At 59.0% G+C, this 25,904-nt stretch carries 20 protein-coding genes and 1 tRNA gene; 7 read left to right on the top strand and 14 right to left on the bottom strand.

Going from position 1 to position 25,904, the window contains the following annotated elements; translation table 11 throughout:
* Positions 1 to 23 precede the first annotated feature (23 nt).
* Positions 24 to 584, bottom strand: coding sequence for a type IV pilin (locus tag NATGR_RS00760; protein ID WP_005579958.1), 561 nt, complete (start codon positions 582 to 584; stop codon positions 24 to 26).
* A gap of 303 nt (positions 585 to 887) precedes the next feature.
* Here NATGR_RS00760 and NATGR_RS00755 point away from each other — a divergent pair, with 303 nt between their 5' ends.
* Complete coding sequence (locus NATGR_RS00755) at positions 888 to 1,676, top strand: hypothetical protein (RefSeq protein WP_005579957.1); 789 nt, start codon at positions 888 to 890, stop codon at positions 1,674 to 1,676.
* 99 nt (positions 1,677 to 1,775) lie between these two features.
* On the opposite strand, the gene NATGR_RS00750 is transcribed toward NATGR_RS00755, so the two are convergent.
* Entirely contained in the window at positions 1,776 to 2,030 is a 255-nt protein-coding gene (locus NATGR_RS00750) for a DUF7692 domain-containing protein (RefSeq protein ID WP_005579956.1), read from the bottom strand.
* A 523-nt stretch (positions 2,031 to 2,553) separates the two neighbouring features.
* On the opposite strand from NATGR_RS00750, the gene NATGR_RS00740 reads away from it, so the two are divergent.
* Positions 2,554 to 6,795: an Eco57I restriction-modification methylase domain-containing protein gene (locus NATGR_RS00740; protein WP_005579955.1), complete on the top strand. Its 4,242-nt coding sequence runs from the start codon at positions 2,554 to 2,556 to the stop codon at positions 6,793 to 6,795.
* A 308-nt stretch (positions 6,796 to 7,103) separates the two neighbouring features.
* Here NATGR_RS00740 and NATGR_RS00735 read toward each other — a convergent pair whose 3' ends face one another.
* From NATGR_RS00735 to NATGR_RS00685, 11 genes are all read right to left on the bottom strand, one after another.
* Positions 7,104 to 8,723 (bottom strand): DUF7845 domain-containing protein, encoded by a 1,620-nt coding sequence (locus NATGR_RS00735; protein WP_005579954.1) that lies wholly within the window; start codon positions 8,721 to 8,723, stop codon positions 7,104 to 7,106.
* Between the two features lie 2 nt (positions 8,724 to 8,725).
* Positions 8,726 to 9,016 carry a hypothetical protein gene (locus NATGR_RS00730; RefSeq protein WP_005579952.1) on the bottom strand — a complete coding sequence of 97 codons (291 nt, stop codon included), beginning with the start codon at positions 9,014 to 9,016 and terminating at the stop codon, positions 8,726 to 8,728.
* Entirely contained in the window at positions 9,013 to 9,900 is an 888-nt protein-coding gene (locus tag NATGR_RS00725) for a DNA adenine methylase (RefSeq protein WP_005579950.1), read from the bottom strand. The genes NATGR_RS00730 and NATGR_RS00725 overlap by 4 nt, the downstream gene beginning before the upstream one ends.
* The gene (locus NATGR_RS00720) at positions 9,897 to 10,409 is read right to left on the bottom strand and encodes a hypothetical protein (protein ID WP_005579948.1); all 513 of its coding nucleotides are present in this window, start codon (positions 10,407 to 10,409) and stop codon (positions 9,897 to 9,899) included. Before NATGR_RS00720 ends, NATGR_RS00725 begins: the two co-directional genes overlap by 4 nt.
* A 339-nt stretch (positions 10,410 to 10,748) precedes the next feature.
* A complete protein-coding gene (locus tag NATGR_RS00710; protein WP_005579943.1) occupies positions 10,749 to 11,171 on the bottom strand; it encodes a hypothetical protein in 423 nt (140 codons plus the stop codon).
* Positions 11,164 to 11,406, bottom strand: coding sequence for a DUF7563 family protein (locus NATGR_RS20120; RefSeq protein ID WP_081583103.1), 243 nt, complete (start codon positions 11,404 to 11,406; stop codon positions 11,164 to 11,166). Before NATGR_RS20120 ends, NATGR_RS00710 begins: the two co-directional genes overlap by 8 nt.
* Before the next feature lie 109 nt (positions 11,407 to 11,515).
* A tRNA-Pro gene (locus tag NATGR_RS00705) sits at positions 11,516 to 11,586 on the bottom strand.
* Positions 11,587 to 12,169: 583 nt separating this feature from the next.
* The gene (locus tag NATGR_RS00700) at positions 12,170 to 13,645 is read right to left on the bottom strand and encodes a class I adenylate-forming enzyme family protein (protein ID WP_005579942.1); all 1,476 of its coding nucleotides are present in this window, start codon (positions 13,643 to 13,645) and stop codon (positions 12,170 to 12,172) included.
* 136 nt (positions 13,646 to 13,781) lie between these two features.
* Positions 13,782 to 14,696, bottom strand: a complete 915-nt coding sequence (locus NATGR_RS00695) for an RNA-guided pseudouridylation complex pseudouridine synthase subunit Cbf5 (protein ID WP_005579941.1) — start codon at positions 14,694 to 14,696, stop codon at positions 13,782 to 13,784.
* A 5-nt stretch (positions 14,697 to 14,701) separates the two neighbouring features.
* A complete protein-coding gene (cmk, locus tag NATGR_RS00690; protein ID WP_005579940.1) occupies positions 14,702 to 15,277 on the bottom strand; it encodes a (d)CMP kinase in 576 nt (191 codons plus the stop codon).
* A 192-nt stretch (positions 15,278 to 15,469) separates the two neighbouring features.
* Positions 15,470 to 16,420 carry a DUF106 domain-containing protein gene (locus NATGR_RS00685; RefSeq protein ID WP_005579939.1) on the bottom strand — a complete coding sequence of 317 codons (951 nt, stop codon included), beginning with the start codon at positions 16,418 to 16,420 and terminating at the stop codon, positions 15,470 to 15,472.
* A 163-nt stretch (positions 16,421 to 16,583) separates the two neighbouring features.
* Between NATGR_RS00685 and NATGR_RS00680 the strand changes: the two genes are divergently transcribed.
* Together NATGR_RS00680 and NATGR_RS00675 are read left to right on the top strand one after the other, a co-directional pair.
* Positions 16,584 to 19,328: a DUF7289 family protein gene (locus NATGR_RS00680; protein ID WP_005579938.1), complete on the top strand. Its 2,745-nt coding sequence runs from the start codon at positions 16,584 to 16,586 to the stop codon at positions 19,326 to 19,328.
* Between the two features lie 236 nt (positions 19,329 to 19,564).
* Entirely contained in the window at positions 19,565 to 21,037 is a 1,473-nt protein-coding gene (locus NATGR_RS00675; RefSeq protein WP_005579937.1) for a DUF7289 family protein, read from the top strand.
* A 4-nt stretch (positions 21,038 to 21,041) separates the two neighbouring features.
* Here the strand turns inward: NATGR_RS00675 and NATGR_RS00670 are convergent, their stop codons facing one another.
* Positions 21,042 to 21,677 carry an adenylate kinase gene (locus tag NATGR_RS00670; RefSeq protein WP_005579936.1) on the bottom strand — a complete coding sequence of 212 codons (636 nt, stop codon included), beginning with the start codon at positions 21,675 to 21,677 and terminating at the stop codon, positions 21,042 to 21,044.
* Between the two features lie 59 nt (positions 21,678 to 21,736).
* On the opposite strand from NATGR_RS00670, the gene NATGR_RS00665 reads away from it, so the two are divergent.
* The 3 genes from NATGR_RS00665 (at position 21,737) to NATGR_RS00655 (ending at position 25,878) form a co-directional block, all read left to right on the top strand.
* Complete coding sequence (locus NATGR_RS00665) at positions 21,737 to 22,150, top strand: hypothetical protein (protein ID WP_005579935.1); 414 nt, start codon at positions 21,737 to 21,739, stop codon at positions 22,148 to 22,150.
* Positions 22,151 to 22,354: 204 nt separating this feature from the next.
* The gene (coxB, locus tag NATGR_RS00660) at positions 22,355 to 23,428 is read left to right on the top strand and encodes a cytochrome c oxidase subunit II (RefSeq protein ID WP_005579934.1); all 1,074 of its coding nucleotides are present in this window, start codon (positions 22,355 to 22,357) and stop codon (positions 23,426 to 23,428) included.
* Positions 23,425 to 25,878 carry a cbb3-type cytochrome c oxidase subunit I gene (locus NATGR_RS00655; RefSeq protein WP_005579933.1) on the top strand — a complete coding sequence of 818 codons (2,454 nt, stop codon included), beginning with the start codon at positions 23,425 to 23,427 and terminating at the stop codon, positions 25,876 to 25,878. The genes coxB and NATGR_RS00655 overlap by 4 nt, the downstream gene beginning before the upstream one ends.
* Positions 25,879 to 25,904 lie beyond the last annotated feature (26 nt).

The raw sequence follows: 25,904 nt of genomic DNA, 5'->3' as shown, positions 1-25,904 counted from the left end.
TCTTGTTGGGTAGCTATCTTCGATTAGCCGTCATCCGCGGAGCCGACGACTTCGAAGCCACCGATGGTTGCAGTAGCTTCTACTTGATCGTCCAACACTTCGCCATTGTCAGTAGTGATGCTTTCGTCATCACCGATGTATGCAACGACGTTTACAGTGTGCTCATCTTCTTCAGAAGCCTCATCGTTTAGTTCAACAGTGACTTCAGTTCCAGTCGCATCCAAAACAGCGTCATCCCCTGAAGTGAGGTCTATTTCAATGTCGTCGTCCCCTCCGTTATCGTCTTCAATGACAACTTTACCGTCATGTAGAACGTGCCCGTCATCCGGGTCAATGAGTGCAACACCGTCAGCATTTCCGAGCGACGTTACCGATACCGTGACTTCTTCTTCGTCGGCGTCGTCAATGTCGACACCTGCCTGGGGATCTTGCTGCATGTCGTCACCGATACCGAGGACGAAGGTTGCAATCACCGCAGCAAGGATCACGGTGATGGCAACCATCAGTATCACGCCAATAACGGGTGATACAGCACGTTCATCGGACGATTCGCCACTTCCAAATTTGTGATTGAGTTCGAACATATGGATTCACGCACCGATGGACAGTTTGAAGGCGTCTACCAGCGACGTAGCGCATCCGCTGGTGGAACGGAACCACCACATCTGTTCCAATCACCCTTCTTACTGCCGTGGTGATGCGGTCAGTCGTTTGAACGGTTACCGTATATAATTACCCCTTACAGTAACTCCTTGAATCAAAGATTATCTTGTATTGGATTTTTTACTTCCGTTCAAGCAGACGTAGAACCTCTCGAATAGACCTTGCTAGCAGTGAATATTCAATCAATCAACAGATTTTTCCATTGGATAGATTGGCTTTCATTTATGCCGCCTGGTCCGGGGTTAGTATCGGAACGCGCTCTCGCACGCACCTATCACAGCCACTCCTACGCCGACGCTTACGATGCCGTCGAAGACTATCGGCGCGTCACTCGGTACGCGAGCGAGCAACCCCAGGAAGGCTCAAGTGCTGTGTCGTCGGCGCTTGAACTCCCGCGTGGTCGTATCCGGCCATGGCTCAATGGCTCGAAACCAAATCCAGTCCATGCGATCGAGACCGCTCGTAACTACGGCTGGCTCAACTGCACCTACGACGATCCCGAATTCGACCCGCTAAACACCCTCGTCGCCAGCGTCTTCTCCGGTGGATCGATCACAGTTGATAACTACCAGCCGTCGTTCCCGCTCGACGACGAGGGTAACCACGTCGTCGATGCGCTCGAGCTGGCCGACGTCGAGTACACAGTTGTCGACGATCGCGATGGTCGCGCCGATGAAATCAGACCCACCACCGATGGCACAGTCCTGGGGCGTGTACTGGCTGTGTTGGGCGCTCCGACTGGACCAAAGGCAAAACAGCACCTCTCACTGCCGGACTACCTCGAGGACGCACCAACAGCTGTTCGCGAGCAGTTCGTGGACGCGTACCTCGAGCATCGAGCGGTCAATTATCGAGGGAAAGATACACTCTGCATCCAGGAACAGCGGAATCGAGAGTATCTTACCGATCTGGCCGACCTTCTCAATGACGTGGCTGACGGCGGTGTAGCCCTCCGGGAGCGGAATATCGTTATCACAGCGGATGCATCCCGTCGTTTGGGCGCTGTGAACTAACGATGCACTCGGCGTGAGGTCGTTGATAAGACAGAGTCAGTCGGGCTACCCTTCGCGTACGCGCGCATAGGGCTGGGGTGGTGGGGTAGGGGTGGGTCGTTAGTCCCGATCGACAGTGACGGTTTGCTCGACCTCGAAGCTGGTAACTCGCGTCGACAGTGTCTCGGCGATCTCCTGACGTTGCTCGTGCGTGAGATCGTCCCGTTCGAGAACCCGCCGAGCAGCTGCAACGAGTTTAGGTACGTCTTCGCAGGCCGAGACGACGGCTTTCGTCTTGTTGCAGTCGTAGAAGTCCGATGCTCGTTTGATAGCGTCTTCGCGGTAAGCGTAGTCACCGTCAGTTCGAATTCGCATACTCGTACACACGACCCGGCAAATCCTAGTTTTTTCGCCTCACTCAACGGGGTCAAATCGGGCAAACCCACCGAATTTCTATCAGACTTCCAGAGTGGTTACGGGTTCACTCGAGTCGATCGTCGGGCAATATGCACACGATGGCTTCGCTCTCGTGTGCATATTTGGGAAACGGATTCTGTCGACGTGCGACCCCTGGGAGTGTCCGCGTCTCACCGGCTGCCAAATTGGTCGTGACTTATGACCCATAAGACGACTCCTGTCCCAACCAGCAGGATCAACAAGAGGCGAACATCTGTAATTAAGGCAACTACCCCTTCAAACGGGCCTGAAACGTTCATCACTCCAAGAACCACTCCTGAAACGATTGTAGCCAGAATCAGGTACAGGATCGCTTCCGAGGCCCGTGATATTACACCAAAGTTATTATCCATACTATAACTATTCAGAGAATATTGAATAATTTTCGTGGTGTCGGATCACCAGAGGTTTCTTGGTGTGACAATTCAAGGTCACGAGTATCATGAGTCAGGCGACGCTCTCGGAGCGGCCGTACGCGAACTCGAATCTATTTTCCGGCCACTATCTTGACGAGCGGATTCAGGACCGCGAGGAGTGGAAGTGCGACGAGGCGGCGCAGGAGACGATGGAGGAGCTGCAATCGCTGTACGACCTCGAGTCAGAACTGGTCGAGGGGTACAAGGAAGATCCGCTGATCGACAACTGGATCGACGAGGTACTCGATGTCTTGGGATTCGGAACGAACGTCGAGACGACGCTCCCCGACGGTGGCGGCTACGTCGACGCGTTGTTGTTCGAAGACACCGAGGCGCGGCGGGACGCCGCCGAAGTTTATCTGAGTACGGAGGAGACGACGGATCTGTTCGAACGCGGCGTAGGCCTCGTGGAGGCCAAACAGTGGGATGCGGATTTCACGACCCGCTTCAGCGAGCAGCGACCATACCGCAACGCCTCCCACCAGATCAAACACTACCTCGAGCGGACGCCCGAGAACATCCAGTGGGGGGTTCTTACCAACGGTCGCAAGTGGCGACTGTACGGCACCAAAGATTACGAGACCCAGACCTACTTCGAGGTCGATCTTCCCGAGCTGCTCGAGGGCGGTGATCTCGAGGCGTTCAAATACTTCTACGTCTTTTTCCGGCCCGAGGCGTTTCGCGAGCGTGCGGGAGGGACGTTCCTGGACTCGGTTCGGTCCGAGAGCGAAACAGTCGCCCAGGAACTCGGTGAAGACCTGCAGAACAACGTCTTTACCGCGTTGCGGGTGCTCGGCCGTGGCTTCGTCGAGACGAACGACCTCGAGATCGATCCGGACGACGAGGAGTCGCTCGACGAACTGAAAGAGCAGTCACTCGTGTTGCTCTACCGGCTGATGTTCGTTCTCTATGCGGAGTCACGGGGACTGATCCACCCCGAAGGGGGCGATGCAGTCGCCGAGTACGAGGAGAACTTCAGCTTGGACGAGTTGCGCCTCGAGATCCACGACGAGATCGGCGAAGTCGACGACGGATTCGAGGACACCTACAGCGAGCACTCGACGACGATGTGGAGCCAGCTCGAGGACCTGTTTCGGCTGGTCGACGAGGGCGAGGAGTCGCTGGGCATTCCACCGTACAACGGTGGGTTGTTCAACCGCGAGGATCACGAGTTCTTGACGAACCACGAAGTAAGCAACAGGTATCTCGCGGAAGTCATCTACCGGATTTCGACGACGGAAAACGACGAGGGTCGATACGTGCTGGCCGACTACGCGGACCTGGACACGCGACACTTGGGGAGCGTCTACGAGGGGCTGCTGGAACACCAATTCCGGATCGCGCCCGAGCAGTACGCGGCGGTCGCCGAGGACGGCGGCCAAGTCTGGAAGCCCGCGACGGAGGTGTCGGTGGCAGACGCAATCGAAACGGTCGACGAAGGTGGCCTATACGTTGTCAACGACGAGGGCGAGCGGAAGGCGACGGGTGCGTATTACACGCCCGACTACGTGGTGACCTATATTGTCGAGGAGACGGTCGACCCGTTGATCGACGAAATCCGCGAAGATCTCCAGGAACAAGGCTTTGAGCCGGGCACCCACGAGTACCTGGGTGCGTTTTACCGTCGCGTGCTGGATCTCAAGATCCTCGACCCCGCGATGGGGAGCGGTCACTTCCTCACGCGGGCGACCGAATATCTCGCCCAGCAGGTGATGGAAGAGGTTCGCGAGATCGAGGAGGCGACGGCCTTCGACGAACAGCGGGTACGACGAGACGTCGCAAAGGAGTGTATCTACGGCGTCGACCTGAACGGCATGGCGGTCGAACTCGCCAAGCTCTCGATGTGGCTCGAGACGCTGTCGGCCGACCAGCCGCTCGCCTTCCTCGATCACCACCTCAAGGCAGGGAACTCGTTGGTCGGATCGGACGTGACGGACGTGCTCTCGAGCGACGCCGAGGAGAACGGCGGCCAGCTTACGCTCCAGCAGGCGCTCGCCCGAGTGCGCCAGGATACCCTCGAGCACGTGATGGAACGAATGCAGGAATTGCTCGAGATCGACAACGAGACGCTCGAGGACATCAAGTCGATGGAGGAGATCTACGACGAAGTCCGCAGTGATCCGTTCTACCAGCGGCTGTTCGAGTTGACGAACGTCCATACTGCAGAACGGTTCGATCTGGACGTTCCGGAAGGAGCCTACGAACGGATGGCTCGAGCGATCGACGACGAAGACGAGTGGCTCGAGGTGCGCGAGGAAGATTGGTTCCAGACTGCTCAGGAGATGGCTGGTGGAGAGTCGTTCTTCCACTGGGAGTTGGAATACCCCGAGGTGTTCTTCGACGAAGATGGGGGGAAGCGTGAAGATGCTGGATTCGATGCAGTGATCGGGAATCCGCCATACGTTCGTCAAGAACAAATTAAGAGAAATAAGCCGTATCTTCAAGGATCGTACAATGTGTATCATGGAATGTCGGATCTTTATGCATATTTTGTTGAGAAAGCCAAGGTAATCCTCGCCGATCAAGGTCAGTTCGGATACATAATATCAAATAAATTTATGAGATCTAACTACGGACGTTCTCTACGCTCTCTATTAAAAGACACCAACATAAGCCAAATTATAGATTTTGGAGACTTGCCAGTATTTGGTGAAAGTGTGTCTGCATATCCCTGTATTATTACGTTTGAAAATAGTGAGAAGCCAAGTAATAGTATAATGGTATGTCGAATTACTGATTTAGACTTTGGCTCACTCTCGAGTAGAGTTGAACGATCTTCATATAGACTCGGAATTGACAAGTTCCCTGACAATGGATGGTCGCTTGATTCGCTCGAACTTACTGAGGCAATTTCTGAATTAGAGGGACAAGACTTCTATGAATATGTCTCTGGTGAGATTTACTTTGGACTAAAAACCGGTCTGAATGAGGCGTTCTATATAACAAAATCGCAGAAAGAGGAGATAGAAACAGAAGAAAATAAGGAATTAATTAAGGAGTTAGTGAAGGGGACAGATGCTGAAAGATATTTCTTAAATAAAGAAGGGCGCTATGCAATAGTAATTCCCTCGGGATGGACCAAACAAAACTTTGGAGATCTTAATGAGGATGAGGCATGGGAAAAATTCACGTCTAAATATCCAAATATCTCAAGCTATCTGTCACAATACCGGGAAAGAGCAGGTGAAAGAGATGACATGGGAGATTTCTGGTGGGAAGTTCGACCATGCGACTACTACTGGGCATTTGAGGTACCTAAGATTGTATATCCTGACATCGCTGAGAAGTCTAAATTTGTTGTTGAAAAAGACGGTGCCTATGCTGATGCAACCCTGTTTGTTGTGCCAGAAGAGAACTATTACCTTCTTGCTCTGTTAAACTCCACTCTGATCGAGGCAAAATTAAAATCAACCAGCCCACAAGTTAGAGGAGGGTATTACAGATATAAAACAGAATATTTGGGGAAGGTGCCGATATACACGGTTAGCGAAGACAAAGACTCCCCTACTTACGAATCCACTGTATCGGAACTATGGGGTGAATATGAAGAATGGATCAGTGAAAACAGTAACACTTCCATGCCGGCCCCTGAAAGCGATCCTGTCTCACAGGATTTCCTTGGTAAACTCGCCAAAGAAATGCTGAAACTGAAAGATCGCAGATATAGTCTTAATCTCTCTTTGACAGATCACATTGGTTCCTACTCCGACGGCTACACGCTTTCGGATATCGGGCTTACCCAACCCCCAGAAGGAGCCGCCGATTCCATCCTCTCCGACACTGCTGAAGACCGCGAGAACCTCCGCGTTGGCACCTGCGAGATTGAGCGCGAGTCTCCTACATCCCTCGAGATCCGACTCACCGCCCGTTACAAACCCGAGGACGAAGAGGAGTACGAGACCGACCAGTGGGGGTACACCGAGACCGAGCCCCTGCCGGCGCTGCAGATCTCCGACCTCACCGAAACCGAGGCCGACCTGATCGAGGCGTTCGTCCCCGTCGCCGTCGACGAAGCCGGCGGCTTCGCGAACTTCCGCGAGAACGCCACCAAGACCAACTCGCTCGTCGATCGACTGCGAAAGCTTACCCTTCCCGCCGTCGACGACGTCCGCGACGGCCTCGAGGGCTACCTCGAGACCAAAGAACGAGCCGAAGAACTCGAGGAGAAGATCGAGAAGACGGACGAGTTGATCGACGAAATCGTGTACGAGCTGTATGGACTAACTGACGAGGAAATCCAGATCGTCGAAGAAGCCGTCGAGGAGTAGTGCCGTTTCCGACCACTGATCGAAGCAATCACAGCCCGATAGAACCTCCGTTTCATGTGCTTCAACTGGAGTTCTGCGAAGGCGAGGGTGGGGCGCTGTAATTTTTTGGCGTTGTCGCCTTGGCGACACCCGGCAAGGGGCGTTTCGCGCGAAGCGCGAAACCGACCCGCAGCCGTCGCGGCGCGATCGCGCCGTCGACCCACCCGGCACGGACGAGACTACAACCAGAGTTGGACAATCATCCGGAGAGTACAATCAGGATTGCAGAAAAGAGGGTGCGAGACAGTGTTGCCACTATCCAGGTCAGTTCAGCGATCCGCGACCGCGCCGACGAATCCGACCTCGGTGCCACCGTCAGGAGTCTTCCAGGACAGCTCGGCTCGTCGAAGTACCGCCGGGTCGTTACCCGACTTCCGCCACTTCTCGAGAGCCTCGGCCGCAATCGTCTGGACGTTCTCGAAGCTACTCGATTTCAACTCGGAAAGGATCGTGTCGATCCGCACCCGCTTGGGCTCGCCGTTCTCGTCGTAGACGATTTCGGCCCCGTTCTCGGCGAGCCACTGCTGGAACGCCGACGATTCGGCGATGTGGTCCGCTAACCCCATCACGTGCTGGATTCGGTCGGCATAACTCTCGATGGCGTACTCGGCCGACTCGACGAGCGCGCGAAGTTCCTCCTGGTACTTCCGGGCGCGGAACGAGATTTCGCCCTGGTCCAGCTCAAGGATTTCGTCGAGGTCCTCGATCGCCCGGTAGATCGTCGCGGGGTGTTTCCCCAGCTCGTCGGCGAGGTCGTCGACGTTCCCGCCGCCGTCAGTCGCGACCGTCTCCGTCACCTCGCGGGCGGTGTCGCCCATGTCCCGCAGCGTCGTCATCAGCAGGTGGTCCGTCTCGGCCTCGAGGCGAGGCGTCGGATCGTCGTAAAGTTCGACCGGCTCGGCTCGCGCTACAGCGTCGAAGTGATCATCCGGAACGTACACGCCGTTCCCGTCGGGTCCGAGCGGAATGTCTTCCCAGTGCAGCGCGTTCAAAAGCGTCTCTTCGATCTGTTCAGTCACTTCGTGGCGGTCGGCCCACGCCCATGCCTCGCTGTCGTTCATCGACTTGTTCACCAGTACCTCCACTTTCGGGTGGTAGGACGGGTGGTCTTTCGACACCGCATCGGGGTCGGCCAGCTGGTAGATCTCGAACTTCCGCCCGTAGGTGTGGCCGGGCAGCAGTTTCCGGACCGATCCCGGATCGAGAAACAGCCGATTCTGGTGGTTGACAATTTCGCGGTTGTCGAGATGGAGTTCCGCCTTCACGCCCTCGAGGTCGGACAGGAAGTGAACGACCTTCTGTAGCACTCCGGCAGACGCGAGCTTTTCGGCCCACTCGCGGCGGATACGGACGTACCGTTCGTACGCCCACATTCGACTCGCCGGGTGCGGCTCCGTTCGGAAGTACTTCGAGTGTACCCGTTCGCCGGCGTGCTCGAAGATCGCCGCGAAGAACTCCGGGAACAACTCGAGACCGCGTTCGGGTCCGATGTTGCTGGTATGAAACTCGACGTCTACACCCTCGACTTCACCGACCTGATTCTCCCAGGGCAGATTCACCGGCTCGCCCGTTTCCCAGTGGCGCATGTTCGGGAATCGCGGTGAGATGTTGAACGACGCCTTTCGTTCCCCGCGGCCACGGCCTCGGATGTCCCACTCGTAGAGCCGTTCGACGTTGATCCCGTCGGATAGTCGCGGCGCGAATCCCGACTTGCTGTAGCTCACCTCGAGGTACCAGGGCTCGCCGTCTACCTCGATCGTCAACTCGAGGTAGCCCTCGAAGGGGGGACCGAGCATCACGGACGACAGGGCGTCGTACGGGCCGCGGCCCCAGTCAGGCCACTTCCAGCGCCCCTCGATTTCGTGGGGCGTCGTTTCGACCTGGGGCACGGCTACTCACCTCGCTCTCGCTCGAGGAGACCGGTGAGTATCACGACCGGATTCCACCACGTCGTGGAACCGCATCGGTGGCAGACGTGCTTGAACGACGCGCAGTTTTCCGCCTCGAGGTCCATCGGATCGACGGTGGACTCCTGGCCGATCTCATCGGGATCGGCGCGTTTCACTCGAATCTGCCCACAGCCCACGCAAATCGCGTCGACCGGGATTCCGACCTGACCGGCTGCTGCGCTCTCGAGTTCAGCTGCGCGGTCGCGGTCGCCGGGATCGGCGTCGGTGCTCACGGCCGACCACCTCCGTCGGTCCGCGTCGCTCGATGCTGTACTCGAAAGTCATCGAACGTCTGTTGATCGGCAGCCGTGAACTCGTCGACCTCTGAAGGGTCGGAGTTCAGGACTAACCGTTCAGTCGACGGCGTTCTCCCCTCGTTTTCGCGAACGTCCAGCGAGTAGTGCGCCTGGAATTCCCGGAAATGAAGGTTGTCGACGTGCTTTCGAGGGATCGGGACCGCGGGGAGAGCATCGTAACTGACGATCCAGTATCCCTCGAGGTCGAATAGGGCGCGGAAAAGCGCCTCGTGGTCGAAGTCGCTCGCGTCGTAATAGTGGCCTTTGTCAACGTAGGGCGGATCGCAGTAGAACAGCGTGTCCGGTCGGTCGTATCGCTCCAGAATCGTCCGATAGTCCTCACACTCGAGGTTGACCAACTGCAGTCGACCGACGATCTCCTCGAGATGGTCGATGGAACCGCGGAAGGATCGTGCCTCGTTGCGCTTCCCACTGGTTTTGAACCCGGAAATTCCGGCGATCTTTCCGCCGTACTGTGTATATCGCAGGTAGAACCAGCGACCGGCGCGCTCGATGTCGTCATCCGGCCGAACGCCAGCGTAGAACTCCCTGGCCCATTCTGCGTGGACCGCTCGCGAGTACGGAACGTATCGCAACCACTCGGCGAGTTCTTCGCGGCGCTCACGAACGACCTCGAAGAAATGAACGATATCCTCGTCTCGATCGTTGAACACCTCGATGTAGCTCTCGGGCTTATTGAGCAGAACTGCCGCTGAACCGCCGAACGGCTCAACGTACCGCCGGTGCTCGGGGAAGTACTGCAGAATCTCGTCGACGTAGTTCGTCTTCCCGCCGGGGTACGGGAACGCGCTCAGTTTCACGCGCGCTCACCCCGCGTTTCGTCGACGGAATCGGTCGCGATCACGTGCGGCCACGCGAGTTTCGCCACCTCGTTCTCCGAGCGGGAGCCGCCGACATCGTACCAGCGCCCGGCGAGCAGTTCGTCGACGATCGTCGCCGGGACCACCGCCCGCGCCACCTGAGGAAGCCCCGGTCGCGGCAGGTAGACGACGAACAGGTACATCCCCGCCGCCTCAAGCAGTTGCTCGTGGGGGTCACGCTTGACGTAGAATCGCCCGCGAGTCGACCGTGAGCCGTTGCTGGTGCGAATCTGACATCCTTTGATTTCGACCGGGGTCTCCGGCTCGAGGAGGACGACGCCGTAGAACGGCAGGGACCGATCCGCCTCGAGGACAGCCGTCGTCTTCGCGTCGTGCCAGGTGGCAGTCCGGTCACCGACGTACTCCAAGCCGTCGATCCGCTCGACAATCTCGCCCTCGAGGAAGTCGCCGCTGGCCTTCGGACTCTCGAGTTCCGACGTGCGGCTCACAGCGGACCACCTCGTGCTTTCCGCACCTCTCGAGCGCAGGCGGGACAGAGCCGCCGCGTCGCCGGGATCGACTCTTCGCAGCACTCGCACTCGTCGGAATCAACGACCCGGCTCATCGACCGATCCCCCCGTTGACCCGATTGAAAAGTGACCGGAGCTTTCCTCGGAGACGGTGACGGAACGTTACCTGCCAGGAGTGATCGAACTCGACGTCGTCGTATCGCAATGGGAGCCGCGGACGATGGTGTCTTTCAGAACACTCGTCGTGCTTCCAGCCGACCCAGATCTCACACTCCGGACAGAACCATGGAGATTCTGTCCGAGGACGGTCGTCGCGGGTCATCGCGAATCACCGGCAGCGCCGAACGGTTCGCAGTCGGTCAGCCCGATCGCCGCGATACCGTGTTCGATGCTACAACTGGTGATCGTCGCTGCAAACTCCTGACCGCAGATCGACACGGTAACGCGCTTGCACTGCCAGATGTCGACGAATTCGAATCCTTCACTGACCGCGGTCGCTACGTCGACGGAGACGACTATGTCCCCATCGATGCGGTCGATCTGGACGACCGGGACTCGAGTCCCTTCGATCGTTGCCGAACTAACGTCCTCGCTCCAAGACAGACCGCCGTCAGCCCGAACCTCGTTCTCCTCGAGCGCTTCCCGGACGTCCTCGTCGGTCGCCTGATGGGCCGGATGGACGATCGTTGTCCCACTCTCGATGTCGTACAGCCGATTCGCGGGGACGAACTCGTCACGCATTAACCTCACCTCCGTGACGACCTGGAGACGTCTCTGGGTCCGGCACGTCGACATCTTTCCCAGCAGCGGACCCGCGAGTCAACCGGCGGTAGCTATCGCACTCGGGGCAGCGATGGGCACGGTCCTGGTCGTCACCGAATACCCGCGCAAATCGGTCGGTGACGAACGACTCGCAGTGTAGGCACGTCGATTCGGTTTCGGTCGACGACCACGGGGTGATCGTCACGCTGACCACCTCGTGGTATACTGTCGACTAACTGGACTTATCCCGAAACCGAGAATTGGATTTTTGGCGGACTCAGCGGTATGAACCTCTAAGGGTTGAACACTTAGAGAATGAAAAGTGGGACCGCCGAGAATTGAACTCGGGTCCTACGGACCCCATCCGCAGAGGATACCACTACCCCACGGTCCCGCACGTGACACGACGGCCGTCTTCCGTTTAAGCGTGTCGTTTTGATCCAACCTCGAGCGGGTGTCTCGGCTGTGCACAGCAGATCGAGTATGGGATCGTGCTGTTCGAGAAAGCGGTCTGTGGCGACATAGAACCTGTCGAGGCGTGTTGAAATCAGGTTGTGCCCAACCGCTGTGGGGCCGTTTATGCGGTCAACTGATACGGTTTGCTGTCCGTCAGTTCCGGCGCGTCCGCGAGTGTTCCTGCGGTTGCGCCGGGACATCGGGACAGCGTTCCGTATCAGTCCAGTCCGTCGGTCATCCTCGAGTGCGATGGGGTGGTTGGCACTCTGGACGTGGCCGCACTCGTCGAAATCGTCGCTGTCGGTCCGGAGGCGGGACCGAGTTCTTCGAAGCCGAAGTGGTTGAACGATCGCTTCGTGATGGTGAACGAGGCGAAATACGGAGATAGACGCCTTTCTCTCCGACTCTCAGCTCTTCGTGAAGGCGTCTTCGGGGATGTCGATTGCTACGGTGATCTCCGTTCCTTCGGCGTCCCACCGGGAGGCGGAATTACTGGCCGTTACCGGTGTTATCAACGGCCGTTACGGGCGATCTGCCGCTGTGCCGAATTCGGTCTCGAGTGTCTTGCGGTCGATCTTCCCGGGGCCACTCCGTGGGAGTTCGTCGACGAACTCGAACGCATGGGGCACCTCGTAGTCCGCGAGCCGATTCCGACAGTAGCTTTCGAGCGTCTCGACCGAGAGGTTCGAACTCCCCACGACGACTGCCTTTGGAACGGTTCCCCACTGGTCGTGAGAGATTCCAACGACTCCGGCGGCGTCGATGTCGTCCCGACGGTCGAGCGTCGACTCGATCTCCTCGGGGTAGACGTTTTCGCCGCCGCTGACGAACATGTTGTCCGTCCGGCCGGTGATGTAGTAGTCGCCCTCGGCGTCACGTCGTGCGAGGTCGCCGGTCGAGACCCACTGGCCTTCGAAGGTCCCGTCTGCCGTCTCGAGGTAGCCCGTAGCGGTTATCGGTCCCGAGAGCTCGAGTTCGCCGGTTTCGTCGGCGGGAAGCGGGGTTCCGTCTTCGTCGGCGATGCGAGCCGAGCAGTTGGGGAACGGTCTGCCGACGCTCTCGTCGGCCGTCTCGATGTCCGGTCGCGAAGGGTCGAAGTAGAGGTTGTTCGGCCCACCTTCGGTCAGCCCGTACCCTTGGGTGAACCGCTGGCCGCGCTCTCGATAGACTTCCATCACGCCGGCCGGTGTCGGACCGCCGCCACTCATGAACCACTCGACCGTCGAGAAGTCGGTTTCGTCGAATGCGTCGGCCGCTGCCATCGCCTGGAAGATGGCAGCGACGGCGAAGACGCGGGTCACGGCTGCGTCTTCGATCGAGGCAAGCGCCGAGGCAGGATCGAACTCTCGGTGGATGACGACTTGGCCGCCGACGTACAGCGTCGGTAGCGTCAGCAGGTTCCAGCCGCCAGTGTGAAAGAGCGGCAACAGCGTCGCCGAGACGTCTTCCTTGCCGAGTCCCCAGGCCGACACTTCGGTGATGCAGTTCCACTCGATCTGGCGGGCTGGGAGGACAACGACCTTTGGGATGCCGGTCGTCCCGCCAGTGTGTAAGTAGAGGACGGGGCGTTCGTCGTCGCGCCCGGGGGGATTCCGTTCGACCTCGGTGGTCTTCGGCTCGCCAGTAGTGAACGACTCGAGAGTCGGTGCGTCCGATGCGAGTTCTTCGAACCGCTCTTCACGAAGCGTCAGCGCCGGTTCGATCCGTTTACGCAGCGCCTCGACGGTATCGGCTGGGAGCCGGTGAGAGATCGGCGCGAGGATCGCTCCACTCTCGACGGCGGCGAAGAACAGCCCGAGTAGTTCAGGCCGATTCCGCGACAGTACACAGACTGGATCGCCGTGGCCGACGCCGTGGTCGGCCAGCAGGCGTGTGTACTCGTCGGCCATCGCCGCAAGGTCGGCGTAATCGTACTGGTTCGTTTCGTCGCCGTCGTAGTCGACGACGGCGAGACGTGAGCCGTAGTGGTTGGCACGCGCGCGAATCGAGAGTGTCATCGTCGGTATTGGCCGCAATGATCGGGAAATCGTTTCGAACCGGTGTCGCCGAGTCCACCGGCCGACCGTCGCCCGCCGTCTCGACGACCGGTCCACACGACTGGGTTCGACTCGTCAGCGCAGGCTTGGCCCGCCATTAGACGAGGACGCGCTCGAGGTCGACGACAACGCCCGATTCGGCGTCGACCGACCCGACGAGTTCTCCGAGTGCGACTGCACTCCCGTCGGGCGTATAACAGGCGACGAGATCCCCTCGCGACGCGTCGTCGTCGACCGTCAGGACGCCCGGCGCGTAGACGGGTGCACCTTCGGCAACCTCGTGCGCTGCGTTTTCGGCGATCACGACCCCCGGAATCTCTTCGAGGATGCGTTCGGCCGGTTCGACCACCTCGTATAGTGGTTCGGGGTCGTCGTCTTCGACCCAGAACGCCAGCGCATCCAGAAACTCCTGGACCGAGTGCAGCGACGAATCGTCGAACGGCGATGTCCCCGTTCGACGGAGATCGCCCATGTGACCGCCGGTCCCAAGCGCCAGCCCGAGGTCGTGACAGAGTTTGCGAACGTAGGTGCCGCTCTCACACCGAATTCGGAGCAGTAGCCGTCGGTCCGCGGCCTCGAGCACCTCGAGGTCGTACATCTCGCGGACGCGTAGCCGACGCGAGACCGCGCTCTTTCGGGGCGGCTTCTGGTAGATCGGCCCCTCGAACGCCGCGACGATCGACTCGGCGTCGGCCGGCACCGAACTGTGACACTCGAGGACGGCGACGTATTCCTTCGGCCCCTCGAGAAAGACCTGTGCGAGTCGCGTCGCCTCGCCGAACATGACCGGGAGACAGCCCGTCACTTTGGGATCGAGGGTTCCCGCGTGCGCGGCACGGTCGATCGTCGCGTCGACGCCGCGGTCGTCGAGTGTCTCGTCGACGGCGTCTCGAAGCCAGCCGCTCACCTGGTGTGACGAGGGACCGGGCGGTTTGTCGAGGTTGACGACTCCGAACGGCAGTAATTCCTCGGGCAAGCGGTCGTCCGGGGGAGCACGGAGATCGGGAGTCATCGGGATCAGAACTCGTACTCGAGATCAACCTGTGCCTGTCCTTCGTCACCGTCGACATCGTACTCTCCGACGGCGGTGACGAGCATGTCAAGCACCGCGTCGGGTTCCCAGCGTGCGGTGTTCACCGAGAGGTCGTAGATGCCCAGATCCTGGATGTCGATCCCGTAGTACTCTTCGTAGCGCTGGGCTTCACTGGCCTCGCGAGCCTTTGTCTCCTCGGTCGCACGGTCGGGATCTTTGCCCTCGCGGTCGGCGATCCGCTGGCCGCGGACGTGAGGCGGCGCGTCGAGCCAGAAGCGGAAGTCGGCCTGTTTGCCAGCGAGCCAGCCCGCGAGTCGCGACTCGAGGACGAGATCGTCCTCCTCGACGGCAATCTCGCGCAGGCGACGGTCGAGGTCCCGATCGATCTGGTCGTTTTCCTCTGCGAGCTTGTTGAACTCGAGCGGCGTGTAATCGCGTTCGTCAGCCAACTCGCGGAAGATATCGCCGCCGCTGACGTGGTCGAGATCGAAGGCGTCGGCGAGCAACTCCGCAGTCGTGCTCTTCCCGCTTCCTGGCGGGCCGGAGACGGTAAGTAACATATTCGAACTGCGACGTGCCGGCTAAAAGGGGTTTTGAATCGCTCGAGCTACCGAGTCACGAGTGGCAAAACGCACCCGGAAAGTGAGAGCAGCCGAGGCAGGGGAGTCGTCGGGCGCAATACGGTTTCTTGTACGTCGGCCCGATGTAACTCCGACCCGAAACGCACTGCGATGTCGGGACAGCAATCGGGATCAGGCGCTGCCCGGCGTCATGTCGATGTTCAGCGACTTTCGAAGCAGCTGAGTGAAGCCCATCGAGCAGAGGAAGTACCAGACGATCCAGGCCCACATCGGACCGAGCAGTCCTTGATCCAGCCGAACCTCGCCGGCGATCGGCATGACCATCTGTAGCTCAGCCTCGCTGACCCCACCGTCGAGAATCTTCCAGTACATCCAGAGGAACAGCGGGATGGTAAACAGCATGATCCAGACCATCGGCCGGAACTGCTCTTTGAACATCCCGAGGTTCTCGGCCATCGCCTCCATCTGCTCCTCGCGGACGTCCTCGAGTTCGTTCTCGAGCTGTTCGATTTCGGCGTCGTTTGCGCCGCGCTCTTCGGCTTCCTGTTTGCGCTCGCGGACGTCTTTTTGCTTTTCCTGCATCGCCTGCATCCGCTCTTGATACTTGCCGATGATCTCGGGGTTCATCAGGTTCGCCTGCAACAACGTCGAGTACAGCCCCGTCAACATCGCGACTGCGAGGATCACGGCGTAGAACGGCAAGACTGCGTCGAGCGGTCCCATCACGAAGTCGATCGTGCCACCGACCGTGTTGCGGACCGAGTCGAACCAGTAGCCGATCATCAAGAGGAGGGAACCGACGGCCGCCATCTTGTCCCACTGGGACCACTTCGTCTTTTCGTCGTCGATGTCGACCTCGGGGACCGAAATCTCGTCGACGTCGCCGTCGAGCGCATCGTCGAAGGCCTCTCGGTCGGCGATTTCGAACCCTTCTTCGCCGTCGACTAACACTCCTTTCTCGATCAATCGGCCCCACTGTCCGCTAGTCAAGTCGTCGTTGACGTCGCCCCACTGGAGTTCGCCGCCGTTCTCGTCGGCCGCCTCGCGAACGGCCTCTAAGGCGTCGGTCATGGCGGCGTCCTCGCGGACGAGGGTGTTGACCTTCTCGGCTGTACGCGTCATCTGATTGAGCTAGCGCACGTACGGTATACAAGTGTTTATCTTTGGCTGGCGACGCAAGGTGCCACGACCACTGGGTCAGTGGTTACCCCCTCCCTCCGATCCGCCAGGGAATCGGTCAGCGACCCCAACGTTTAATATCTGCAAGGTTATTTCGTTTGAAATAATGAGTGTGGGTGCCAGCAACGGTTCCGGGCCCGACGATAGGGGGCTCACTCCCCAGGTCGGTCTCGTTCTGTTGATCGGACTGGTGATCGTCGGAGCGACACTGGTCGTAGCTACCGGATGGCTGCTGATCGACTCGCTCGAGTCCGAGAGTCAGGCGGAACTGACCAGGTCGACGGTCGAGGTGACAGACCACGGTATCGTGACTGCGACGACGACCGGCCAGACGCAGACGATCCCGTGGGAAGACGCGAGCTACAGTGACGACGGACAGGTTCAGCTCGTCTGGCACAACGGGTCGGTCACCGGTGCCAACGAAGCGGTCACGATCGAGACGCTTGGTGCGATCGAGTACGAGCTCTCGGACCGCACGATCGCTTACCAGAGCGGGGCGAGTTGGGAGAAGCGAGACGGAGAAACGCAGGTTCTCTCGTCGCCGACTGTCGGATACGACGACGAGATCCTCCAGCTTCACTTTACGACGCTCGATCGAGAAGCAGTGAGCGGAACCGAGGCGGTCGTCGAACCCGAACAGAATAGCACTCGTGCAGGTGCGATAGAGAACGCCTCCACCGAGGCAGCCGACGCGGGGTTCAACGACCTGACGATCGTCGTCGAGAGTGACTACTACGACGGCTGGCAGACCCACTTCGAATCGGTGTTTGGCACAGCCAACGTGACAGCAACCGAAGCCGACGACGAAGTCGAAGTCACCCTCGAGAACGCCACGGAGACTGATCCACCGGCGTTTCTGGTGACAGCAGACAACGGGGTCGCGAACGACGCCTCTCCCGGAACGAACCGGTTCGTCGACCGGGCAGACACGCCGTTGAACGTCAGCGCCGTCGTCAAAAATAGCGGGGACGAGCAAGATTCACAGAACGTCACGCTCACGCTGCCGGACGCCAACGAATCCGTCGAGCCAGATCCGAAATACGTCACTCGAAGCGGTGGCGAAGAGGCGGCTGTCAACCTGTCTATTCCACCAGGAAACCGAGACGATCTCGAGCACGGCGAACGATACGAGTACACCGTCGCGACCGAAGACGACGAACTCGAAGACCCGGGCACGTTCTACTACGCGAAACAGGAGGAGCCGTATCTCAACGTCTCCAACCTGACGGTGGACGGAGAAAAAGCGATGGATTCGACCGACCCGGTCAACGCAACCGCCGAGAACGTGACGCTCGAGGCTGCCGTCCACAATCTCGGCGTAGAGAACGTCTCGGAGTCGAAACTCGAGCTCGAACTCGAGTCCGAAGCTGCCGACTGGACTGGGACCAACGCGTCGGCGATCGACCGGACGTTCGGCGAGAACGCGACTGCAAGCTGGACGTTCAACCGGAGTTTGCTTCCACAGGGAGAGCTCACTGCGACGGTCGACGCAGACGAGGGGGACAAGGAGACAGGCTACATCAACGTCGACGACGGGATCGATCCTGATTCCGACGAAGTGAACGTTCCGTCGAACACCGAGGTGAATGTCTCGATCGTCGGCGCTGAGATGTCGAATAGTAACCCCTACGAGTGTAGTAACTGCCGAGAAGCGTACGTTCCCGACAGGACAGACGGGAGCTTCACGACCGACGGGGACGGCATGACGTACAGTTTCGACGGACCTTCGCCCGACGGACCGGACGACGAACTCGAGAAATCGGACGACGGTGGCTGGGTTTCGCCGAACGGGACTGAACCAACAGCGAACTGTGACTCTTCCGGCCCGGGAGCCTGCGAGTGGACCTGGGACGTCGACGAACTGGTCTGGGACGAAAGCCAGGGATACGAACTGGTGTGGGAGCCCGAGACGGGAGGATGGTTCACCGATCCAGGTGAATGGGCGTGGGACGGCCCGATAAAAGCAGGCTCGGCACCGAACGACGAACTCGAACTGCTCGTCGACAGCTACGAGATCCAGTGGCTCCCGGCGCGAGCAGACATCGTGATCCAACCCGTCAACGAGACCAACGATCCCACGGGCGAGCCAGAAACGATCGAAACCGACTGGAGTGAGACGAATCTCAACCAGTTCGACGAACCGAGGCCGATCTACGATCACAACTTCACGACCGACGAGCGGGTGAGTCTCATGATCGACGCGGCGTCGTACACGCACGGTACCCGTTCGTTCTGTGGCGCATACGGCGAACAAACAGTGACAGACACGTACGACGGCTCCGTCTACGACCACATCGAGTGTACCGACGAAGCCGTAAGCGGCGGTGGCGAATTGGTCGACCTCACTGCCGACACCGAAACGAACGAAACCAACGTTCGTGTGCTGGGCGAAGAAGACACGACGATTCCCGAACTCGACCCGGGCGTCGACAGGCAGGAACCAGTCGACGACCTGCTCGAGCGGCCTGGTGTCGACGTTCCGGTCGACGAAAGCGGGGAACTGAATCTCAGCGAAAACGAGTTCGTGTTCGCGTTTACGCTCACACACCACCCGGAACAGCACAACCAGAACCCCGACCTCCCGCAAGGAGGAGCGATCACGCCCGACGAGTACTGGGAAGCAGCCCACGATAGCGCCGGCGACCCGAACTTCAACGACATGATCGCACACGTCGAGATCACTCCCGGCAGTGGAACTGCTGGCGAGGATCCGGGACTCGAGATTGTCGCCGTCGACGACGAATCGGGATCGATAACGCCGATCGAGACCGGGAGCGGATCTAGCCCCGATCAGACCGGGTACGATCCCGACCAGGTCGACGTCCGCTCCGACGAGATCATCATCGGCTGAGCGACGATCGTACTACTCTCAACGGACAGTCTCTTTGCTTGATACTCTGGCGCACCTGACTGATTCCGTTCTCGTTAGTTGATCGTTCAAACCACTCATACAGTGGTTTCAGGGGTTGTAATTCCTGTTTTGTGAAACCGTTCATGCTTCGACCGACGGCTGTGAACGGCGACGAACGGTGTTGAAAGACGTGACCGATCGTACTCTTATTCCACGAGTTTTCTCCACGATACGATATGGGTTTTCGAACTCGAGAAGCGCCGACGCGGGGCCAGTCTGCCATCGTCGGGTTGGTACTCCTGATTGGCATGGTCTCGCTACTCAGCGTCGGTATTTTTCTCGTTGCCGATGAGACTGCGACCAGCATCCAACAGGACGCCGAGCAGGAACGCGTCGAGGGTGCGTTCGTCGAACTGGGGCAGCAGATGCAGACGGCGTCGTCGACGTCGGATGTTGCAGGTGGACTGGATCTCGAGGTCGGTCAAGACGGCGCGGTCGTCCGCGAGAAATCGGGCGTTATCTCAGTCTCGTCCGACGACCTCGAGGAGGACATCGACGATCTGACGATCGGCACTGTCGAGTACGAAAGCAAAGACGGGACGAAGATTGCCTACGAGGCGGGTGCCGTCTTCCGCGAGACTGGAAACGAGACACAGGTCGTCTCGGCACCACAGATCCACTACGATGCGGCGACCGATACGCTCACGTTGCCGGTGGTGACTGCTACCGGAGACGAACAGCTCGATCCGGGCGGCGTTCGATTCTCTCACGCTGACACGAAGACGTTCCAGGAGGCCGCTGTCGTCGAAAACGAGAGCGTCACGATTACTATCGAGAGCGACTACTACCGCGGTTGGGAACGGTTTTTCGAGGATCAGACAGGGGGGAGCTCGGTCCGGACCGTCGATCACGCAAATCAAACGATCGACGTCAGCGTCGGCTACATCGAAGCCGACGAAGCGTTTGAAGACGGTATTCTCGTTTCGGAGACCTACGATGGGTTCACTAACGCGGACGTTGACGACGACGATGTCGAGAGTGGACTCGCTCCCGAACTCGATCCAGTCATCGAAGAGATGATCGAACGCCTCGAAGACGACGAGAAAGAACACGATACGCTTCCGACGACGGACGGCACGGTGTCGTCGAACGGAACGTACTGGAAACAGGACGAACTTCACGTCGACGGTGGGCTCACGTTCGATATCTCTGATGGCAATTCGACACTCATCGTCGACGACGAGATCACAGTCGACGGAACCCTCGTGGCCGATGCTGACGGGACGGATCACGAACTGAAAATCTACACGACGGGTAACTTCGATCTGCATAGTGGAACCGTCGCCGTGTCTGGAGGGACCGCCTCGCAGTTACAGTTGTATGGAACGTCGGACATGAGCGTCGGAATCCAGGCGTCCAGTTACGAGGGAACGATCTACGCCCCACGAGACGAAGGGTGGGGAAGCATCGAAAACGAAGTCTTCGACCCCGCCCACTGTAGAGAACAGGTTTGTATGCAAGCGAACGTCGAGTTCACCGGTGCAATCATGGCGTCGTCGGTAAACGTCCACTCGGCGTCTGTGAACTTCGAATACGACCCGTCGCTTGAGGACAACGACATTCAGCTCTATCCGGACACGTACACACTCCCGCCCCAGCTAACGTATCTGAACGTCGCACATCACGAGATCGAAGTCGAAAACAACTGACGAACTAACTGGCGTCTTCGATCGTCGCCTGTACGTCCTCCCAGACCTCGTCGGGTGCCTGCTCGCCGTCGACTCGTTCGAGGTCGCCCTGTTCTTCGTAGTAGTCGATGACGGGTTCGGTGTTCTCCCGGAAGACGCGAAGTCGTTCTTTGACGGTTTCTTCGGTGTCGTCGTCGCGCTGAACGAGACGCTCCTCGACCTCGGGGTCTTCCGGCGGGTTGTACTCGAGATGGTAGATTTCGTCGGTCTCGGGATCGAGTCGTCGACCAGTCAGACGGTTGATGAGTTCTTCTTCGCTGACATCGAGATAGAGAACGATGTCGAGATTGGTCATCCCCTCGAGTTCTTCGGCCTGTTCCAGGTTCCGCGGATAGCCGTCGAGGACGAAGCCACTGGCCTGCGAAAGCGCCTCGTCGACGATGGCGTTGACGACCTCGTCGGGGACGAGTTCGCCCTGCTCCATGTACGCTCGCGGGGTATCATACTCCGTGTCCATATCGGAGATGTCCATGTCCTTGTTCGCACGGAGCGCGTCGCCGGTCGTGACGTGGTCGACGTCGAACTCCGCGGTAATCTTCGCGCTCTGGGTCCCTTTGCCTGCTCCGGGTGCGCCCAGGATTAAGATACGTGGTTGCGCCATGTCCCCCCGTTCACCGCCGGCACATAAAATCTTAAAGAAACGAGCGCGTTCGTTCGGCTATGACTCGATTCGATGCCGACGATTCTACCGAGCGCCAGCAGTTGTACGTCGATGCGATCGACGCCCACCGAGCCAGAGAAAGCGAGTTCCTGACACTCGAGGTCGACGGCGACCACGTCACCGGACCGGACGCCCCGCTGGATTCCGAACTCGGCGTCCCCTGGGTCCAGTTCGCCGACGGGATCATCAACCTCGACTGTACCGAGGAGGAACTCGAGCCACTCGAGTCCGTGCTTGAGGAGTTTCCGGCGTTCAAGATCGACGAGATCCATCGGCCAGACGAGGCGGACGGAACCAACTTGCAGGTGAGCGCGAAGGTAGACAGCAACCGGATTGCGCAGTTCCTCGATGCAGTCTTCCAGCGGGTGTACGGACTACCGGCGGACTTTCGGGTCTGGGCTGTCGAAATCTGAGCTGGTCTGTTGAGCAGTAGTGGCCACGCGAAAGAGACACGAAACAGTGGAGTCGGCCGTCTGTGAACTGCGTTTTATCGGCGGCCGGCGGTGCGTGGTGTCTGTGTGCTTTCCAAATAGATAAGTGCCCCGAGAGAGGAGAATCCATCATATAGACGGTCTTCAAAAGAGGTGAACACGATTTACAGTGCACTAACGGCCCCGATGGAGGTGCTTCCGCACGGGACTCGCGTCGACGTGTTCGAGAATATCTTCCTCGTATTTCTCGGACTCGGGACGCTCGTCGGAATCGTCGTCATCGCGTACACGCTGTACAACGCGTACAAGTACCGCGATACGGAGGAGCGTGACGACGCCGAGGAAGACCTCCCATCCGTCGGGGAACTACCGACTGGCGGAAAGGGTGGAAAGAAACTGTTCCTGTCGTTCGGCTTGAGTGCCATCATTGTCATCTCGCTGGTCGTCTGGACCTACGGGATGTTGCTGTACGTCGAGGACCCAGGTCTCGATAATCCAAACGACGACGCACTCGAAATCGAAATCGAGGGGTTCGCGTTCGACTGGAACTACTACTACGAGAACGGTCTCGAGACGTCGTCGGTCGGTAGCGGTGACGGAATGGTGATTCCGGCTGACACACCGATCATGATCGACGTGACCGCGACGGACGTCTGGCATACGTTTGGGATATCCGATCTCCGGGTGAAAGCCGACGCAAAGCCAGGTGAACACTCCGAAACCTGGTTCGTCGCCGAAGAGCCCGGCACCTACACGGCCGAGTGCTTCGAGCTGTGTGGTCCCGGACACAGTGATATGGATTCGCCCGTCGAGGTCATGCCACAAGACGAGTACGACGCGTGGGTCGACGAGCAGTTGACGATGACGATTACTCTCGAAGACGAAGCCGAGGAACGAATCACGGACGGCTTCGAACTCGCACTCGAACACCAGGAGAACGACGAGTTCGACGACGATCTCAGTGTCACCTACTCGGACGACGAGTTCGAGAACGGATCGATCACGATCGGTGAGATCGAGCAGGGTGGTCCGTACGATCTGGCGATCACGTTCGAGGACGACGAATACGAGGAGATCGAAGAGACGGTCAGTTTCACCGGACCGGTCGACGAGACGTACACGGTCGAAGATCCGGACGCTGACGACGAAGACGACGAAGGCGAAGACGAAGACGAAGACGAAGAAGAACCGGACAACGACACCGAAGATGCAGACGACACGAACGACGACACGACCGAGGACGGAGGTGACGACGAATGAGTGATCTTCCACCGATGACGTCGATCAAGCGCTGGCTCGTCACGACCAATCACAAAGACGTCGGTATTCTGTATCTGGCGACGGCGCTGTTTTTCCTGCTGTTCGGCGGGGTTATGGCGCTTGCTTTCCGCGCTCACCTGTGGGAAATGGGTGGAACTGGACTGCTCGACGGCGACCAGTTCAACCAGGCTGTCACGGCCCACGGGCTGTTGATGGTGTTTTGGTTCCTTTCGCCGTTCGCAGCCGGGTTCGCGAACTACTTCGTCCCGCTCCAGATCGGTGCCGACGACCTCGCATTCCCGCGTCTGAACGCACTGAGCTACTGGTTCTACCTGTTCTCGGGAATCCTCATCGCGCTCTCGTTCTTCCAGGGTGGAACCTTCTCCGGTGGGTGGACGATGTATGCGCCACTGAACGTGCCGACGTACACACCCGCGATGCAGGCGACGACCGGAGGGAACGCGACGATCTTCGCGTTGGCTCTGTTCGTCATCTCGATTACGATCGGGACAGTGAACTTCCTCGTGACCATCCACCGGTCGCGAGCAGAGGGTCTTGGCCTCTGGAACATGCCGCTTTTCACCTGGTCGTGGCTGCTGACCGTCTGGATGATGCTGTTTGCTTTCGCGGCACTGCTTGCGGCTGTGCTGTTGCAGTTGTCCGACCGCGTCTTCCTCACCCAGTACTTCGCGACCGACCAGGGCTCGAGTCTGTTGTGGGCTCACCTGTTCTGGTTTTTCGGTCATCCGGAGGTGTACATCGTCTTCTTCCCCGCGCTGGGGATCATGTTCGAGGTATTCCAGACGTTCACTGGCAGACGCCTCGTCGGTCGTAAGTGGGTTATCATCGCGATGGTCCTGGTGGCGCTCCAGTCGTTCCTCGTCTGGATGCACCACATGTTCCTGACGACGATCAACTTGGAAATCAAGACGCTGATGATGGCGACGACCATCGGGATATCGTTACCGTTCGACCTGATGGTCTTTGCGTTGATCTACACCATGGTCAAGGGACGGATACGGTTTACGACGCCGTTCCTGTTCTCGCTGGGGGCGCTCGTGCTGTTTATCCTCGGTGGCATCACTGGGGTCTTCCTCGGCGCCGTCGTTCTCGACTACGAGTTCCGTGGCACCTACTGGGTCGTCGCTCACTTCCACTACGTGATGGTTTCCGGCGTCACCGCGTTGATCGGCGGTCTCTACTACTGGTGGCCAAAGATCACCGGCAAGATGTACTCCGAGGCACTCGGGAAGCTCAACTTCGCCGTCTACTTCGTCGGCTTCAACCTGCTGTACTTCCCGCAGTTCCTCGCCTGGGAGACGCCACGCCGCGTCTTCCACTTCGCAGAGGGAGCCCAGTTTTTCCACCGGCTCTCGACGGTCGGTGCTTTCGTCTTCGGGGCGTCGTTCCTGATCATGTTCTACACGTTCGCCAAAAGTTGGGTCTCCGGTCCCGACGCACCGGACAATCCATGGGAGTACTCCCGCACGGCAGAGTGGGCGATCCCCTCGCCGCCACCGCTCGAGAACTGGGGCGGTCGACCGAGTTACGCCAGCGGTCGCCTCGAGTTCGTCGACGACACGAGTGCAGCCACCGACGGCGGCGTTGCACAGGCAACCGAGGTCCACGAAGAGGAACACGCCGATCACGCGAGCATCTGGCCGTTCGGTATCGGCGTCGGGACCTTCGTGTTCTTCCTCGGTCTCTCCGGTATAACGCCGTATATGGTCGAGTTCGCGGAGGCACGCGGTCACTCGCTGGTCGGCTCCGCTGCCGAACCGAACATCGTCTACCCGATACTGACCGTGCTCGGGGTCGTGACTCTTGGCTACACGCTGTTCAAGTTCGGCCTCGAAGAGTTCAACGTACCGCAGCCTGCAGTCGCCGAGAGCTGGCCGTTTAGCGGCGTCGGAAACACGAAGCTTGGCGTCTGGGTGTTCCTTGCCTCCGACGTGATGGTCTTCGGTGCCATCATCGGCGGGTTCGTCTTCCTGCGCCTGCACATGGGCTGGCACAACTGGGAGACGATTCCGTTCGCCTCCTGGCCGGGGCTGCTCAACACCTACATCCTGTTGACCTCGAGTTTCACGGTCATCCTCGCGCTGGTGTTTGCCGAACGCCAGAACAAGCGTGGGCTGCTTGGGGCGATGAGTGCGACGTTACTGCTTGCACTGACGTTCATGGGTGTCAAGGCCTACGAGTACAACTACAAGTTCTCGATCGGCGAGTACTGGTGGACCAGTATCGAGCACTCGGTTTACTTCGTCACGACTGGCTTACACGCACTGCACGTGATTCTCGGCGTTCTCATCGCCGTGTTCATGATCTATCGGATCGTAAGCGTCGACGCCTACCTCGAGGATCACCGTCCGGTAGAGTTCTTCGGCCTCTACTGGCACTTCGTCGACATCGTGTGGGTCTTCCTGTTCCCGCTGTTCTACCTGATGTAGAGCGGCGGGCCGACAGTTCTTGTCGT

Origin of the sequence: Natronobacterium gregoryi SP2, from assembly GCF_000230715.2 — an archaeon.
GTDB lineage: Archaea > Halobacteriota > Halobacteria > Halobacteriales > Natrialbaceae > Natronobacterium > Natronobacterium gregoryi.
Note: the sequence above shows the minus strand (reverse complement) of the source record. Positions and strands in the feature narration are given on the sequence as shown.

Bases quoted from the DNA above. Each gene is read 5' to 3' on its own strand.
- NATGR_RS00760 (WP_005579958.1), bottom strand. From the start codon at position 584: ATGTTCGAACTCAATCACAAATTTGGAAGTGGCGAATCGTCCGATGAA.
- NATGR_RS00755 (WP_005579957.1), top strand. From the start codon at position 888: ATGCCGCCTGGTCCGGGGTTAGTATCGGAACGCGCTCTCGCACGCACC.
- NATGR_RS00750 (WP_005579956.1), bottom strand. From the start codon at position 2,030: ATGCGAATTCGAACTGACGGTGACTACGCTTACCGCGAAGACGCTATC.
- NATGR_RS00740 (WP_005579955.1), top strand. From the start codon at position 2,554: ATGAGTCAGGCGACGCTCTCGGAGCGGCCGTACGCGAACTCGAATCTA.
- NATGR_RS00710 (WP_005579943.1), bottom strand. From the start codon at position 11,171: ATGCGTGACGAGTTCGTCCCCGCGAATCGGCTGTACGACATCGAGAGT.
- NATGR_RS00700 (WP_005579942.1), bottom strand. From the start codon at position 13,645: ATGACACTCTCGATTCGCGCGCGTGCCAACCACTACGGCTCACGTCTC.
- NATGR_RS00695 (WP_005579941.1), bottom strand. From the start codon at position 14,696: ATGACTCCCGATCTCCGTGCTCCCCCGGACGACCGCTTGCCCGAGGAA.
- cmk (WP_005579940.1), bottom strand. From the start codon at position 15,277: ATGTTACTTACCGTCTCCGGCCCGCCAGGAAGCGGGAAGAGCACGACT.
- NATGR_RS00685 (WP_005579939.1), bottom strand. From the start codon at position 16,420: ATGACGCGTACAGCCGAGAAGGTCAACACCCTCGTCCGCGAGGACGCC.
- NATGR_RS00680 (WP_005579938.1), top strand. From the start codon at position 16,584: ATGAGTGTGGGTGCCAGCAACGGTTCCGGGCCCGACGATAGGGGGCTC.
- NATGR_RS00675 (WP_005579937.1), top strand. From the start codon at position 19,565: ATGGGTTTTCGAACTCGAGAAGCGCCGACGCGGGGCCAGTCTGCCATC.
- NATGR_RS00670 (WP_005579936.1), bottom strand. From the start codon at position 21,677: ATGGCGCAACCACGTATCTTAATCCTGGGCGCACCCGGAGCAGGCAAA.
- NATGR_RS00665 (WP_005579935.1), top strand. From the start codon at position 21,737: ATGACTCGATTCGATGCCGACGATTCTACCGAGCGCCAGCAGTTGTAC.
- coxB (WP_005579934.1), top strand. From the start codon at position 22,355: ATGGAGGTGCTTCCGCACGGGACTCGCGTCGACGTGTTCGAGAATATC.
- NATGR_RS00655 (WP_005579933.1), top strand. From the start codon at position 23,425: ATGAGTGATCTTCCACCGATGACGTCGATCAAGCGCTGGCTCGTCACG.